Annotated in this window: 10 protein-coding genes and 1 tRNA gene; 7 read left to right on the forward strand and 4 right to left on the reverse strand. The window is 58.5% G+C overall.

Annotated features, from left to right (window positions below; genetic code table 11):
• The first annotated feature begins 48 nt into the window (after positions 1–48).
• Genes AC1RUR_RS19495 through msrA form a run of 4 tightly spaced genes read left to right on the forward strand, consistent with a single transcriptional unit; the run spans position 49 to position 3930 of the window.
• A complete protein-coding gene (locus AC1RUR_RS19495; RefSeq protein ID WP_492846852.1) occupies positions 49–1149 on the forward strand; it encodes a mandelate racemase/muconate lactonizing enzyme family protein in 1101 nt (366 codons plus the stop codon).
• 4 nt (positions 1150–1153) lie between these two features.
• A complete protein-coding gene (sdhA, locus tag AC1RUR_RS19500; RefSeq protein ID WP_492846854.1) occupies positions 1154–2950 on the forward strand; it encodes a succinate dehydrogenase flavoprotein subunit in 1797 nt (598 codons plus the stop codon).
• Positions 2951–2968: 18 nt separating this feature from the next.
• The gene (gene msrB, locus AC1RUR_RS19505) at positions 2969–3430 is read left to right on the forward strand and encodes a peptide-methionine (R)-S-oxide reductase MsrB (RefSeq protein ID WP_492846856.1); all 462 of its coding nucleotides are present in this window, start codon (positions 2969–2971) and stop codon (positions 3428–3430) included.
• The gene (gene msrA / locus AC1RUR_RS19510) at positions 3427–3930 is read left to right on the forward strand and encodes a peptide-methionine (S)-S-oxide reductase MsrA (RefSeq protein ID WP_492846858.1); all 504 of its coding nucleotides are present in this window, start codon (positions 3427–3429) and stop codon (positions 3928–3930) included. Before msrB ends, msrA begins: the two co-directional genes overlap by 4 nt.
• Positions 3931–3974: 44 nt before the next feature.
• On the opposite strand, the gene AC1RUR_RS19515 is transcribed toward msrA, so the two are convergent.
• Together AC1RUR_RS19515 and AC1RUR_RS19520 are read right to left on the reverse strand one after the other, a co-directional pair.
• Positions 3975–4616, reverse strand: a complete 642-nt coding sequence (locus tag AC1RUR_RS19515) for a response regulator transcription factor (RefSeq protein ID WP_492846860.1) — start codon at positions 4614–4616, stop codon at positions 3975–3977.
• A 138-nt stretch (positions 4617–4754) separates the two neighbouring features.
• Positions 4755–5483: a sensor histidine kinase gene (locus AC1RUR_RS19520; RefSeq protein WP_492846862.1), complete on the reverse strand. Its 729-nt coding sequence runs from the start codon at positions 5481–5483 to the stop codon at positions 4755–4757.
• A gap of 278 nt (positions 5484–5761) precedes the next feature.
• Between AC1RUR_RS19520 and AC1RUR_RS19525 the strand changes: the two genes are divergently transcribed.
• The 3 genes from AC1RUR_RS19525 to AC1RUR_RS19535 all read left to right on the forward strand — a co-directional run bounded on the left by AC1RUR_RS19525 (position 5762) and on the right by AC1RUR_RS19535 (position 14215).
• Positions 5762–7126, forward strand: coding sequence for a carbohydrate porin (locus AC1RUR_RS19525; protein ID WP_492846864.1), 1365 nt, complete (start codon positions 5762–5764; stop codon positions 7124–7126).
• A 119-nt stretch (positions 7127–7245) separates the two neighbouring features.
• On the forward strand, positions 7246–7614 hold the full coding sequence (locus tag AC1RUR_RS19530; protein ID WP_492846866.1) for a response regulator transcription factor: 369 nt from the start codon (positions 7246–7248) through the stop codon (positions 7612–7614).
• Positions 7615–7774: 160 nt separating this feature from the next.
• Positions 7775–14215, forward strand: a complete 6441-nt coding sequence (locus AC1RUR_RS19535) for an AAA family ATPase (RefSeq protein ID WP_492846868.1) — start codon at positions 7775–7777, stop codon at positions 14213–14215.
• 187 nt (positions 14216–14402) lie between these two features.
• Here the strand turns inward: AC1RUR_RS19535 and AC1RUR_RS19540 are convergent.
• Positions 14403–14479: transfer RNA gene (locus tag AC1RUR_RS19540), tRNA-Arg, on the reverse strand.
• Between the two features lie 156 nt (positions 14480–14635).
• Complete coding sequence (locus AC1RUR_RS19545; protein ID WP_492846870.1) at positions 14636–15685, reverse strand: sensor domain-containing diguanylate cyclase; 1050 nt, start codon at positions 15683–15685, stop codon at positions 14636–14638.
• Between the last annotated feature and the right edge of the window lies 1 nt (position 15686).

The raw sequence follows: 15686 nt of genomic DNA on the forward strand, positions 1-15686 counted from the left end.
TCAAATCCAATAAGCCGGGCGTTGGGCCGCATGCTTGAGGTCTGTGACATGATCATCGCTGCCATCGAGACCATTCCGCTGCGCATTCCGTTCAGGGCCGGAACCAAATCGGCCTCTTCCGTCTGGGGCGACAGCAACTTGCCGGCGGCCGACTCGCTGCTCGTCAAGGTGACGACTGATCAGGGGCTGATAGGGTGGGGCGAGGCTTTTGGGTTTCGCGCAGTTGCTTCCGCCCGGCTCGCGGTTGATCAACTGATTGCGCCGCTCTGTATCGGCAAGGATGCAACCCTGATCGATCCGCTGATGCTGGACGTTCAGAGAAAGCTGCACGTGTTTGGACGGGGAGGGGCTCTGGCCTTTGCCATGTCGGCGGTCGACATCGCGCTTTGGGATATCGCGGGCAAGGCCGCCAATGCCCCGCTGTGCCGACTGCTCGGGGGCGGAGCGGCCGAGCTCGACTGCTATGCAAGCCTGGTCCGCTATTCGGAACCTTCGTTTGTCCGCGCCGCCGTTCGGCAGGCGATCGACGCAGGGTTTCGCACGCTCAAACTTCACGAGATAGAGCTTCCAGCCATTCAAGCCGCCCGCGAGGAAGCCGGTCCCGACATCGACCTGACACTCGACGTGAATTGTCCGTGGACGCTCCACGAGGCGCGACAAATGACGGAAGAGCTCAAGGGGATCGGCTTGAAATGGCTGGAGGAACCACTCTGGCCCCCGGAAAACTTTGGCGGTCTCGCTGCGTTGAGAAAGACGAGCGGCGTCCCGATCGCAGCCGGTGAAAACATCTACACCTTGATGGATTTCGAGCGTCTGCTGACCGCCGGCGCAGTCGACTTCGTCCAGCCGAGTGTCGCCAAGATGGGTGGCATCAGCGAGCTTCGCAAAGTCTTTCCGCTTGCGGCGGTCCATAATACTCCCGTTATGCCGCACTCTTTCTATGACGGCCCAGGCCTGCTAGCGGCGATCCATGCGACTTCCACGCTGGGAACGACGGATTCCCTGATCGAGTGGCGTTGGTTCGATCTCGAGGCCACAATTTACGGCGATGCCCTGCAACCAACGCAGGGCCGGATATCCGTGCCACAAGAGCCTGGTCTTGGGATTGACCCGGATGCCGATGTGATCCGAATTTACCGCTGGAAGTAGGCCGATGACCGGTGCTTACGATATCGTGGAGCACAGCTACGACGTCGTCATTGTCGGTGCCGGCGGCGCCGGCCTTCGCGCGGCGCTCGGCATGGCCGCGTCCGGATTGAAAACGGCCTGCGTCACAAAAGTGTTTCCGACCCGCAGCCACACGGTGGCGGCCCAAGGCGGCATGGCCGCGTCCCTTGGCAACATGGGCGACGGCGACAATTGGCGCTTTCATATGTACGACACGGTAAAGGGCTCCGACTGGCTCGGCGATCAGGACGCGATCGAATATATGTGCCGCGAAGCGGTGCCCGCGGTGCTGGAGCTCGAACATTACGGTGTGCCATTCTCCCGCACGGATGATGGCACGATCTATCAGCGTCCGTTCGGCGGGCAGACCATCGGCTTTGGCAAGCAGATGGCGCAGCGCACCTGCGCCGCGGCCGACCGTACTGGTCATGCGATCCTGCACACGCTCTATCAGCAGTGCGTGAAGCACAACACCGAGTTCTTCGTCGAGTATTTTGCGCTCGACCTGTTAATGGACGACGATGGTACCTGTCGAGGTCTGCTGGCCTGGAATCTGGAAGACGGAACGCTGCACCGCTTCCGCGCGCACCGGACCGTGCTGGCGACCGGCGGTTATGGCCGTGTTTATTTCTCCTGTACCGCTGCGCACACTTGCACTGGCGATGGAAATGCCATGGTGCTGCGTGCGGGGCTGCCGCTCGAGGACATGGAGTTCACCCAGTTTCACCCAAGCGGTATCTATGGTTCAGGCTGCCTGATCACGGAAGGTGCGCGCGGCGAGGGCGGTTACTTCACCAATTCGGAAGGCGAACGCTTCATGGAGCGCTATGCGCCGAGCGCCAAGGACCTTGCCGGGCGCGACGTCGTCTGTCGCGCCATGACGATCGAGATCAATGAAGGCCGCGGCTGCGGGCCGCGCAAGGACTACATCGAGCTGCATCTGGAGCATCTCGGCGCCGACATTCTGCATGAGCGCCTGCCCGGCATCAGCGAGACCGCGCGGATCTTCGCCGGCGTCGACGTCACCCGCCAGCCGATCCCGGTCTTGCCGACGGTGCATTACAACATGGGCGGGATACCCACCAATCTGCACGGGGAGGTCATCACTAAGCGCAACGGTGATCCGGACGCCGTCGTGCCGGGATTGATGGCGATCGGGGAGGCCGCCTGCGTGTCCGTGCATGGTGCCAACCGCCTCGGTTCCAACTCGTTGCTCGACATCGTGGTGTTCGGCCGCGCTGCAGCACAACGGGCGACCGAAATGCTGCGCGTTGGCGAAGGCCATCCATCAGCGCCGCAGACTGCAACCGAGCGGGCAATCGCGCGGCTTGACCGCATCCGCTGGTCGGAGGGCAAGACCCTCGCCGGTGACATCCGGCTTGCGATGCAGCGAACCATGCAGAAGCATTGCGCGGTGTTCCGCACCGGAGCGTTGCTCGACGAAGGCGCGGTCAAGCTCGACGACGTGCTCGCGACGATGCACGACGATCTCACGGTTTCCGACCGTTCGATGATGTTCAACACCGACCTTACCGAGGCGCTCGAACTCGACAACATGCTCGCGCAGGCCAACGTGAGCCTGCACTCGGCAATCGGCCGCACTGAAAGCCGCGGCGCCCATGCGCGCGAGGACTTTCCAAAACGCGATGACGAGATTTGGCTCAAGCACACGCTCTCATGGCTTGACGATGACGGCCGCGTTAGGCTCGACTATCGGCCGGTGCATTTGCAGCCGTTGACGAATGAGGTGGCGACAATTCCGCCAAAGGAACGGGTGTATTAATCTCCAAGGATGACAGCCATGGAAACTAAGCCACGCGCGTACGGCAAGACGGCGGAAGCCATTGCGGGCCTGACGCCCGAGCAGTTTCGAGTAACCCAGCAAAGCGGCACTGAACGCCCTGGCACGGGCGAGTATTTACACAACAAGGCACCGGGCATCTACGTCGACACCGTATCCGGCGAGCCCTTGTTTGCGTCATCGGACAAGTACGAGTCAGGCTGTGGCTGGCCTAGTTTCACCAAACCAATCGAGCCGGTCAACGTCCGGGAGCTTCGAGACGTCTCGCACGGCATGATCCGCACCGAGGTGCGCTCAGCCCATGGCGATAGCCATCTCGGCCATGTTTTTGACGATGGCCCGGAGGATCGCGGCGGGTTACGCTACTGCATCAATTCGGCGTCCTTGCGTTTCGTCCCGCGCGATCGAATGGAGGCCGAAGGCTATGGAGCCTACCTCGATCAAGTGGAGGACATCGAATGACAACGGAACGTGCTGTCCTGGCCGGAGGCTGCTTCTGGGGGATGCAGGACCTGATCCGAAAACAGCCGGGCGTGATCTCGACCCGCGTCGGCTACACGGGCGGAAGGGTGAAGAACGCCACCTATCGCAATCACGAAGGCCACGCCGAAGCGATCGAGATCATCTTTGATCCGGCCAAGACCGACTATCGGACCATGCTGGAGTTCTTCTTCCAAATCCATGATCCCACCACCATCAATCGTCAGGGCAACGATTTGGGCACGAGCTATCGCTCCGCGATCTTCTATACGACGGAGGAGCAAAGAAAGATCGCCGAAGACACGATCGCGGATGTCGAAGCTTCGCGTCTTTGGCCCGGCAAGGTGGTTACGGAGATCACTCCTGTCGGCGACTTCTGGGAGGCCGAGCCCGAGCACCAGGACTATCTGGAGCGTTATCCGGATGGATACACCTGTCACTTCGTGCGCCCAGGCTGGAAACTGCCAAAGCGCGCAGCTTAGTCGATGGTCTGAGTGCCGCTGTTCAAAACGACTATGGAGCCGGGCTACCGGCCGAGCTTCCGAAGGCTTGGATTGAGAGCGTCGGCCATTCGAACCAGCTCGGCGTAAGTGCGCGCGCCCATCTTGTGCATCGCCGCGCCACGATGGATCTTGACCGTGATCTCGCTGATCCCGAGATCACCAGCAACCTGCTTGTTCATTTTGCCGGCCGTGACGTGCAACATCACCTCCTGCTCGCGCGGCGAAAGTGTCTCGAAACGCTTTCTAAGTTGCGAAACGTCATCTTCGAAGACGCGTCGTTGTCGATCGCGCTCGATCGCAGCCATGACGGCATCGAGCATGTCCTGATCGCGAAATGGCTTAGGAAGGAAGTCCACGGCGCCGTGCTTCATGGCGTGTACCGACATCGGAATGTCTCCGAACCCGGTCATCATCACCACCGGAATCCCGACACCTATCTGAGTCAACCGGCCCTGAAATTCAAGACCATTGACACCCGGCAGTCTGATATCCAGGACGATGCAGCCAGGTCTGTCGGTGAGCTTCGTCGAAAGGAAATCCTCCGCCGTCGCATAGGTTTCTGTCTGAAGCCCGACCGAATCAAAAAGCCCCTCCAATGCAGTACGCATGGAAGCGTCGTCGTCGACGACGTGTACGAGGGGTTTTTCGTTGTTGGCGGACCGCATGCCTTAGACACACACCGTATTTTCGCGGGAATGTCTAACATGAACGAGGCGGGGGCGGGGATCACACCTGTGTATAGGTGAGCCGGCCTCCCCGGTTCCAGAGAAAAATCTAGTCGTGACTGTGAGTTAAACCGAACTTCAGCTCTCGGTGGGCGCGTAGATCGAGAACAGTGATCCTTCCCCGACAGCCGATCGGACTTCGATACGGTGTCCGAGCGCTTCGAGTGCCCGGCGTACGATAGAGAGCCCGATGCCCAGACCGGCGCCGCGTTCAGGCGTAAGGCGCGTGAACGTATCGAAGATTCGGGGCAATTGACTTTCCGGAATGCCGATGCCGGTGTCATAGACATCGATCCTGATCTCGGACCCTTTGCGCCGGCAGCCGATCAGAATGCGTCCTCCAGGCTCAGTGTACTTGATGGCGTTGGTCAAGAGATTGCGGAGGATGCAGCCGAGCAGAATCGGGTTGCTTGCCACGGAGGCGTTCGTTGATACCGATCGAAGGTCGATACCCCTTTGAAGAGCTGCATCTTCATTCTCGTGTCGCAACCGCCAGAACAGCGGGCCAAGTCCGATAAAAGATATCTCCGGTGCATTGGTGCGTTCGGCCAGGTAAAAGGCATCCACCAGGCAATTAAGTTGTTCCGTGAGCCTCGCGACCGCACGCTCGCCTCGGTCGAGCCATGCCTGTTGCGGCAAGTCATCCACGCGCGAACGCAGCAGCGCGTAGGTTCCTTGAATGACGTGCAGCGATTGGCGGAGATCGTGCCCGATCATGCCCACGAGCGTCGTTTGTAGTTCGTGCGCTGCAAGGACGTTCGGCTTTTGATCCTGTAGGATCGGTGCAACGGCGAAGCCTTCGATCATTCTCACGGTGTCTCCTTTCGGCCTTGAATTCCACACCGCGATGAAACCCCTCTCGTCCGCAAGCAGCCATCGCACGTTTCGGTGTCTTGATCAGCCGATCGTATGATCATGTATCGCGTGCGCGGCGCGAGCGTCGCGGTGAAGCGGCCAGAGAGACCGCCAATGACCCTTCCGTATGACTCGCCCAACTCCAGTGTCTGATTCTCTCTCGCGGACATTCCGAGCAGCCTGCCTGGGGTCACGGGCTGACCTGGAGGAATGTCGGCGGGAGACGCGTGGTGAAGACGTTGCAATTCAACAACGGTTCGACCGGGACGGCCATCGGGGAGTGGATCGATCTGCTCGCTGCGCTTGCAGCGGTGATTTACATCCTGAGCGTTCCCGCGCTTGCCTCGGACTTGACCAATCCAGGAAGCCAAAAAGCGGCCTCCATTCCTTGGCTCCTTGGTGATTGGGATGGCGTGCGGACTCGGCTTAGAGACGTTGGCGTGCATTTTCAATTGGGCTATGTCGGCGAAGTTGCCGGCAACGCAACCGGCGGACTTCGCCGTGAGGCAGCTTATGCAGACCAATGGGCCGCCGGTGTAACGTTGGACCTTGGTCGACTCGTTACGTTGGAAGGCGGTACGGTCCAGGTGACGATCACCGACCGCAACGGGCGTAATCTAAGCGACGACGCGGGCCTTGATACGCTTCAGGAGAATCAGGAGATCTACGGGCGCGGCCGGACCGCGCGCCTGACGCGCTTCTGGTACAATCAGAAATTCGCGAACGGCCTCCTCGAATGGAAAATCGGTCGTATGCCGTTCAGTGAAGACTTTTCGGCGTTCTCGTGTGACTTCCAGAACCTCACCTTCTGTGGGACGCCAGCCGGCAATATCGTCCCCAACACCATCTACAACTGGCCGATTAGCCAATGGGCGTCCCGATGGAAGATCAACTTAGCAGGCTTTGGCTATTTCCAGTTTGCGACGTTTGATCAAAATCCGAGATATCTCGGCTTGCAGCAGGCGCTGCTTCCGGCGATCTTCACCGGCTCGACAGGGGTTCTTGTGCCGGCCGAACTCGCTTGGCTGCCGAACTTTGGGGGTCTGCAGGGCAGCTACAAGTTTGGCGGCTGGTACGACACCTCTTTAGCGCCCGACGTGGTCCGCGATGTCAACGGAATGCCGGCGGCGGTCAGCGGCTTGCCATTCGCCCAAGGCCGGGGCCGCTATGGCGGCTATGTCAATTTCCTCCAACAGGCCACGCGCAATTCGGCGACCAATGCCCGCGGCGGTTTGAGTCTTTTTTTCAACGCGACGCTAGTCGACCGCCGTACGTCATTCATCGACGCTCAGATGGCGGTGGGCCTAATTTACACCGGCCCGCTCGGGTCCCGACCGGATGACGATGTCGGACTCGCCATCGGAACGACGCATGTGAACAGCCGCGTCGCCTGGTCGGAAATGCTTCAAAATTTGGCAGGGCTGCGCCCGGTACCGATCCAAGCGGGCGAGTACGCCCTTGAGGCGTACTACACATACCGACCGAGCAATGGGTTGGAGCTTCGTCCGAACATCCAATACATCATCAATCCCGGCGGTACGAGCCAGAACAGGAACGCGCTCGTGTTTGGCCTGAAGACGGTGGCCAATTTCTGAGCGTGCCAAACGCGCTGAAGCCGGCCTATAACACTCTTGTATAATTCCTGGGCACCGCAAGCAGATGCAATCATCATCTTCCCCTCGTTTCCCCGGTTGAATCGGGGCAAGGATGCTGAGTGACACGAGATCTCGAAATTGCAGTTATCGATGATGACGAGTCATTCCGGGCTGCCCTCGTAGAGTCGCTGTCTTCTCTCGGATATGGAGCTGACGGATATGCCTCCGCTGAGGACTATATTGCTTCGACTAGTGGCAGATCCTTCAATTGCGTCGTGACCGACATTCATATGCCGGGTATGAGCGGGCTCGATCTGATGCAGCGGCTCGCTGCTGAGGGCTCGACGATTCCTGTGGTGTTGATAACGGCACGTTCAGATACGAACCTAGCGGCCAAGGCGGCTGCCGCTGGCGCGGCTTGCCTGCTGAGAAAGCCTTTCGAAATAAACGACCTGATCAATTGTATCGAAGGAGCTTTAAGAGGCTAAGCGTTACATTCAGGCGTTGCGGTTCCCGGATGTTCGATCTATCTAGCGTTCTGCGGACACGTCTTGTGGCAATTTCCATGTTGACGGAGTTGTCGTGAAATCTTGCTGTAAACGCTAGCCAACGGCAAAGATCGAATTCTGAATACGAGCGAGCGATACGGTGCGGACTAACGCAGCCGATGATAGCGGTGCAGTTCAAGTTCTATCGCAGGAAGGCGATACGCTTCTGCGTAGGATCCTGCACCGGGCTGCCGACGGCGGTCCGAGCAGATCGTCTACTGTTCTTGCCGCTTCAGAGCATCTAGGCTCCAGCACCGGCAACGGACTTGCTCGCGAACATGAACTGGCTAACTACCTTGACGCCGAGTGGGCGCTCCAGCCGCTCGACCTCGTCCAGGAGAGCGGCCAAATTATTCTAACACGCGAGGACCCTGGGGGCGAGCTGCTCAGTCAGCTTCTGGACACACCTATGGAAGTTGACAGCTTCCTGCATGTCGCTATCGGAATCACTGTGGCCGTCGGCAAAATGCACCAGCGAGGCCTGGTTCACAAGGATATCAAGCCGGCCCACATTTTCGTGAGCCGAAATGGACAGATCCGACTCACGGGCTTCGGGATCGCGTCACGCATCCCACGCGAACGACAACCGCCCGAGCCCCCCAAATTTATCGCCGGAACGCTTGCCTACATGGCCCCCGAGCAAACGGGCCGGATGAACCGGTCTATCGATTCCCGCAGCGATCTCTATGCCTTGGGCGTCACATTCTATCAAATGCTGACGGGGACTTTGCCTTTCAATGCCGCAGATGCAGTTGAATGGGTCCATTGCCATATCGCTCGACTACCCGCGTCGCCAGCGAGCTTGGTGCCGGGCGTTCCAGACCCGATATCTGCGATCGTTGGCAAGCTGCTCGCGAAAGCGGCAGAAGATCGATACCAAACGGCAACCGGACTGGAAAAAGACCTTCGACGTTGTCTGGCGGAGTGGCGGACGCTCCGCCGCATTGATCCGTTCCCCCTTGGCGAACACGATATTCGTGCGCGGTTGCTGATACCCGAGAAGCTCTATGGGCGCGACCGTGATATCGATCGACTTCTTGCGGCGTTCGATAGAGTCTTGGCGAACGGCACGCCGGAACTAGTATTGGTCGCCGGGTATTCCGGCATCGGAAAATCTACCGTTGTCAACGAACTTCATAAGGTTCTGGTCCTGCCGCGTGGCCTGTTTGCAACGGGCAAGTTCGACCAATACAAGCGCGATATTCCCTACGCGACCGTGGTGCAGGCCTTCCAGAGCGTTATCCGCGAACTCCTCGGTCAATCCGATGCTGAGCTAAGCCAGTGGCGCGAAGATCTCGTTCAGGCCTTGGGCGCGAATGGATCGCTCATTACCGATCTCGTGCCGGACCTGAAAGCCATCATCGGCGAACAGCCTGCGCTCGTGGAATTGCCGCCGCAAGAAGCGAGGGCCCGGTTTCAACTCGTAATCGGCCGGTTCATCAACGTTTTCGCGCGGCGCGAGCATCCACTGGCACTGTTCCTCGACGACCTGCAATGGCTCGATGCCGCTACGCTCGACCTGATCGAGAGCTTATTGACACAGTTGGATGTGCGGCATTTGCTTATTATTGGGGCCTATCGCGACAACGAAACGGGTCCCGACCATCCACTCATCCGCAAACTAGAGGCCATCCGCAACGGTGGCGGGACTGCTACACAGATCACCCTTACCCCCCTTCGGACACACGATCTCTCGCTACTTGTGCAGGATACATTTCGTTGTGATGCGGATCGGTCGGAACCGCTAGCGCGCTTGATATGGGAGAAAACCGCCGGAAATCCATTTTTTGTCATTCAGTTTCTCACGGCCCTGTGTGACGAGACACTTATCGATTTCGATCACGTCAAGGAGCGCTGGTTCTGGGATCTAAATCGCATAGAAGACAAGGGCTATACGGATAACGTAGTGGAGCTCATGGTCGGGAGGCTAAGTCGCCTCCCGTTGGAAACCCAACCGATACTCGAGGACCTTGCATGCCTGGGCGATAGCGCGGGAATAGAATTTCTTTCGCTGCTAAACGGGACGACTGAAGAGGAGGTTCATGCGCGCCTTTGGGAGGCTCGACTGGCTGAACTGGTTGTGCGTTCGGAGGGTTTCTATAAGTTCGCTCACGATCGCATTCAGGAGGCGGTATACTCGTTAATGTCGGAAGATGCGCGAGCCGCGGCCCATCTCAAAATCGGAAGGCTCCTCCTAGAACGTGTCACGAGGGAGAAACGCGAAGAATCGATCTTCGAGATCGTTGCTCAGTTTGAGCGGGGAACTCAGCTGGTGACTTCCAGCGTCGAACTGGCGGAAGTTGCAGAACTCAACATGATGGCCGGCAAGCGCGCAAAAGCCTCTGCGGCGTATCCTTCAGCATTGAGATATTTCACGGCGGCTGCAACCCTCTTGAGCGAGGAAGCTTGGCAAACCAGACGCAATCTCGCTTTTCAGTTGGAGCTATTTCGAGCGGAGTGTGAATTTCTTACAGGCGATCTGGATGCAGCGGAGCGGCGACTATCGGTCCTATCGGATCGAGCGGAGAGTACGGTTGAACAGTCGGCTTTGGAGTGTCTGCGCATCGACTTGTTCCTCACTCGTTATCCGCCGGAAAGGGCGATCAATCTCGTTCTGGATTACCTCAAGAAGCAAGGGATCGAATGGTCGTTCAGGCCGGCGATCGAACGCGTAAGGCGCGAATACGAGGAGGTGCGCACGCGACTCAGAGGGCGCTCGATCGAAGAACTCGTTGAGTTGCCTTTGATGAGTGACGCCGACGCGCTGGCGACCCTTGACGTTTTGACCAAAGCCATAGCGCCAACGCTGTTGGCCGATGGCTATCTTCTCAGCCTTGTGGTCTGCCGTATGGCGAATCTTAGTTTGCAGTACGGTAATAGCCACGGATCATGCCTCGCTTACGTGTGGTACGGCATGGTGTCTCATACGCTCTTTGGTAACCACGACGATGGAATGAGATTCGGGCGTCTCGGGCTCGAGCTAATGGAGAAGAAGGACCTAACGCGTTTTCAGGGAAGGACTTATCGCGTATTTGCGGAAAGTATTTCATTTTGGAATGAGCACATTCGGATCGGACGTGATCTGCTTCGACGCGCGTTTGAATCTTCGAAGAGGGTTGGTGATGTCAACTACGCGGCGTACAGCACAGAGGCTTTGAGCCGGTTCCTCATGGTCTCTGGACAGCCACTTGCCGAAGTCCAGCGCGAGACCGAGACAGGCCTTGAGTTTGTCAGTGCGATCCAGTTCGAGTTTGTAATCGATCTCATGGTTCCGCGCCTCGAGTATATTCGTAACTTGCGCGGTTTGACGTCAAAGTTTGGCTCCTTTGACTCCGAGCAGTTTGGTGAGTCCATGTTTGAGCGGCATTTGGCAAGCGATCAACGAAAGTTGGTGGCTGAGTGCTTCTATCGAATCAGGAAGCTCCAGGCGCGATTTTATGCGGGTGACTACTCTGCTGCCCTGGATGCGTCGATCGGGGCTAAACGATTACTTTCGATTCCAGTCGCCTTGCAGCGCCTGCATGAAAGCATAGATTGTGTAGAAGTTTCCGAATATCATTTCTATGCTGCGTTGAGCCACGCTGCTGTTGTTGGCGTGTTGGGGGCCGAGGATCGACGTCAACATGTCGATGCGCTGAAATCGCATTACGATCAGATCGCGACTTGGGCGCGGCAATGCCCTGAGACGTTCGAAAATCGGGCCGCTCTCGTAGGCGCAGAAGTCGCGCGCATAGAAGGGCGAGAGAGTGACGCTGAACATTTATATGAACGGGCAATCAATTCTGCACGCTCAAACGGTTTTCTAAACAACGAGGCGCTCGCTAACGAACTTGCTGCACGTTTTCACTCGTCTCGCGGCTTTGAGACGATGGCGAACGCTTATCTGCGCGAGGCTCGGTCCTGCTATCGACGTTGGGGGGCTGAGGGCAAGGTGCATCAGCTGGAGGCTCTTTATCCCGATCTGCTGAGTATGGACTCGCCGTCTTCCGGCCCGGCCGTGACGATCACGACCCAGCTCGAGCAGCTTGATTTCGCGACCGTGGTGAAGGTATCGCAGGCATTGTCGGGCGAGATGGTTCGCGAGAGGCTGATCGACACGCTCATGCGATTGGCTATAGAATATGCAGGCGCCGAACGAGGTGTGTTGCTTTTGTTGGACGGGGCGGGGCTGCGGCACGAGGCGGAGGCGTTCACCGACGGCCAAGGCATAAAGATCCGTCGAGAAGGCGAGCCGCTGGCAGCGGCTGCCGAAATGATCGTTCAACATGTCCTGCGGTCCCGCGAGATACTGATACTCGATGATATCTCGAGCCATCCAGTGTATTCCGCCCAATCGGACGTGCTTGCTCGCAAGGTAAGGTCCGTTCTTTGCTTGCCGCTAGTCAACGAGGCCAAGCTCACAGGAGTGCTCTACCTCGAGAACAATCTCGCTGCCGGCGCATTCACACCAAATCAAGCAGCAGTATTGAAACTACTGACGTTGCAAGCCGCGATTTCGCTTGAGAATGCTCGACTTTACGATGATCTCGCACAAGCCGAGAGAGCGCTGTCGGCAAGCGAGCGTGATCTCAGATCGATTATCGACACCATTCCAGGGCAGGCCTGGTCGGCACGTAGCGATGGGACTGGCGAGTTCTTCAACCAACACTATATCGATTATGCGGGGCTGCCGGTGCACCAACTGCAACAGTTGGGGTGGCAAGCGATCGTACATCCCGATGATCTAAGCGGGCTGTGGGAGGCTTGGCAGGCCACCGTGGCATCCGGCAAAGCAGGAGAATCCGAAGGGAGGCTCCGCCGTGCGGATGGCGAATATCGTTGGTTTTTGGTTCGTTGGAATCCTGTCCAGGATGGCGGTGGAGAGATCGTCAAGTGGTACGGCATTAACACCGACATCGAAGACCGCAAGCGCGCGGAAGTTCATCTTGCCGGTGAAAAACAGGTGCTCGAATTGATCGCATCGGGGCGCCCGCTGCGCGACATTCTTGTTGCCTTGTGCAGATTATTTGAGAGCGCCGCGCCGGATTGCTGCTGCGGCATCTACCCGATCGATGATGAGGGCAAGGCGTTCCAGTACGGCGTCGCGCCTTCTCTTCCGTCGAGTTACACCGATCCGATCGAGGGAATGTTAGTTAACTCCGACGTTTCGCCGCGTGGTCAGTCCATCAGTGAAAATGCCCAGGTGGTCGCAGAGGACATCGCATCGGACTTTCGGTGGCTCGAGGCTCCGTGTCGCCTTCACGTGCTTCAACACGGCTTGAGGGCCGTTTGGAGCACGCCGCTCCGTTCCCGAGGAGGGGCCGTGATCGGCACAATCTGTGTCTACCAAACGAAACCAGGCAGGCCGTCTCCTCATCAGAAGGACGTCATCGCGCATGTTGCAGACCTCGCGAGCATCGCGATCGAACGTTCGCAAGCAGTTGCCGCTCTGAAGCGGAGCGAAACGTTTCTTAGAGAGGGGCAGCGGCTTAGTTCGACAGGCTCATTTTTATGGAAGGTCAATACCGACGAACGAATCTTTTCTGATGAACTTCACCGCATCTTTGAATTCGATCCCACTACATTTGTAACCATAGAGAACATGACCGAACGCGTCCATCCGGACGATCTTCCAATGCTGACCGAGAAGATTGCGCAGGTGCAGTCCGGTGAAGACAACGCTGAATATGAGATTCGGCTTCGAATGCCGGACGGACGTATCAAGTATGTAAGGGTATTCGGGCGAACGATCGCGCATGAAGATGGGCGTCTGGAGTGCGTGGGCGCAGTTCAGGACATTACGCAACGGCGACTTGCCGAACAAGCCCACGAAAGGCTCCGGTCTGAGCTCGCGCATGTAAGCAGAGTGGAAAGTCTGGGAACGCTAACTGCGTCGATTGCGCACGAAATCAATCAACCACTTGCTTCCATTGTTACGAATGCTGAGACCGGATTGCGCTGGTTAGATCGACCCGAGCCCAATTTGGTAAAGGGCCAGGACATCTTGAGGCGCGTCCTTGGTGACGCGCGACGTGCGGCCGAAATCATTGATCGAATTCGTGGTATGGCAAGTCGAGGGAGCGCCAAACAATCATTGATTGGGCTCGCTGAGATCGTGACGGAGTCCATGGCATTTTTGCAGCACGAACTTCAAGGACGGGGGGTGTCAATTTCGCTCGATTTGGCGCCCGACCTTCCCAAGGTCGTCGGCGATCGGACCCAGTTGCAACAGGTCATCGTGAACCTGACGATTAACGCAATCCAGGCTTTGACGGGTTCCGGAGTCGCGCAGAAGAGCATCGCTATTCGAACGCGTCAGCTTGATGCGAAGAAGTTGTGCTGCATCATTGAAGATAGCGGAAATGGCATCGATGAGGATCACCTGCCGCACCTGTTTGACAGCTTCTTTACAACCAAGGAGACCGGCATGGGCTTGGGCTTGCCGATCGCTCATTCGATCATCGAGGCGCACAATGGGCGCATTCGAGCCGACAACGAGTCTGTCTTGGGTGGAGCGAGGTTCGTTGTCGAATTGCCTGTAGCTCAGACATCGGTCGACTAGAGATTTAGGTCTCCGAATTTCGCAAGTTTGCGGCACTCGTTTGCCCGTCCATGCCAAGCAATGAAGCAGCTGCTGCAATGCGATCACGTCGAGCAGATTGGCGTGATTTCTTCTGTGGACTGCTTACTTGAGCAGCAGCATCCTGCATGAAAGTGTTTGCAGATCACGCTGTAAAGAAAAGGCAATCTGGCGCACCCGACACGATTCGAACGTGTGACCTTTGCCTTCGGAGGGCAACGCTCTATCCAGCTGAGCTACGGGTGCTAGTCGAGGTTCATTTAGCCGATTGGCGGGGGGCGGGCAACTGCTTCTCGCCGTATCGCGCAGCAGCGTTTTCGAGCGAAGGGGGGACCGGTTCGCGCGAGGAAAACGCGTCAAAACGAGAATCCGGAGCCCCGCACCGATTGCATCGGGACGGCGTTAGGCCGTTTTGCGCCGGAAAGGGGCAGGAACCGGGTCGCGGCCGAGCCCGGCGAATTCGGCGAGCAGCCGTTCGGCGCAGATGACGCGGTTGCGGCCAAGCCGTTTTGCCGCATAAAGCGCCTGGTCGGCCAGGCCCAGCAGCCGATCGGGGGTGCCGTCAGCCTCGCCGGGGATGTGGCTGGCGACGCCGACACTGAGGGTGACGTGGTCGCCGGCCCCCGTCGCGCCATGGGCGATTCGCAAGGCCAGGACGGCGATGCGGATCTCGTCGGCGATGGCGCAGGCGGACTCGCAATCCATGTCCGGCAGGATCAGTGCGAACTCCTCGCCGCCATAGCGGCTGGCAAGGTCGAGCGGGCGCACGGCATGGCGGCTGACGACGGCGGCAACCGCGCGCAGGCATTCGTCGCCGCTCTGGTGGCCGTGCCGGTCGTTGAACAGCTTGAAATGATCGACATCGACGAACAGCAGCGCCATCGGCTTCTGCGTGCGGTGGGCGCGGCCCCATTCGCTCATCAGCATCTGGTCGAAGGAGCGGCGGTTCGACAGCCCGGTCAGCCCGTCCTTGGTGGCGAGCTCCTTCAGCGCCGTCTCGGCGCGCTTCTGGTCGGTGAGGTCGCGCAGCGTCTCCACTACCGCGATCAGATGGCCGGCCTCGTCGTGGATCGGGCCGGCGTCGATGGCGAGATAGAGCTGGCTGCCGAGCTTCGGCATCACGCACCAGTTCTCCGCGGAGAAGCCGAGCCCGTTATGGCCGCGCGCCGCATATTCCGAATAATATTCCGGCAGCTCCTCCGGGCGATCGAGCGCGACCAAATCGGCGAGGCACGGGCGCTTCGTCTCGTAGAACGCCTGCCAGTGCTTGTTGGTGCCGATCACCTCGGAGGCGGCGACGCCGGTCAGCCGCTCGCAGGCCCTGTTCCAGATCACGACGCGGCGCTTCGGGTCGATCACGAAGGTCGGCACCACCAGATGCTGCATCAGCCGCACGGCATAGGAATCCGCAACGTCGACGGCCTTGCCTGGCGTTTTCCCTGGCTTCGGCATC

Source organism: Bradyrhizobium sp. GW821-FHT12B03, from assembly GCF_058807535.1.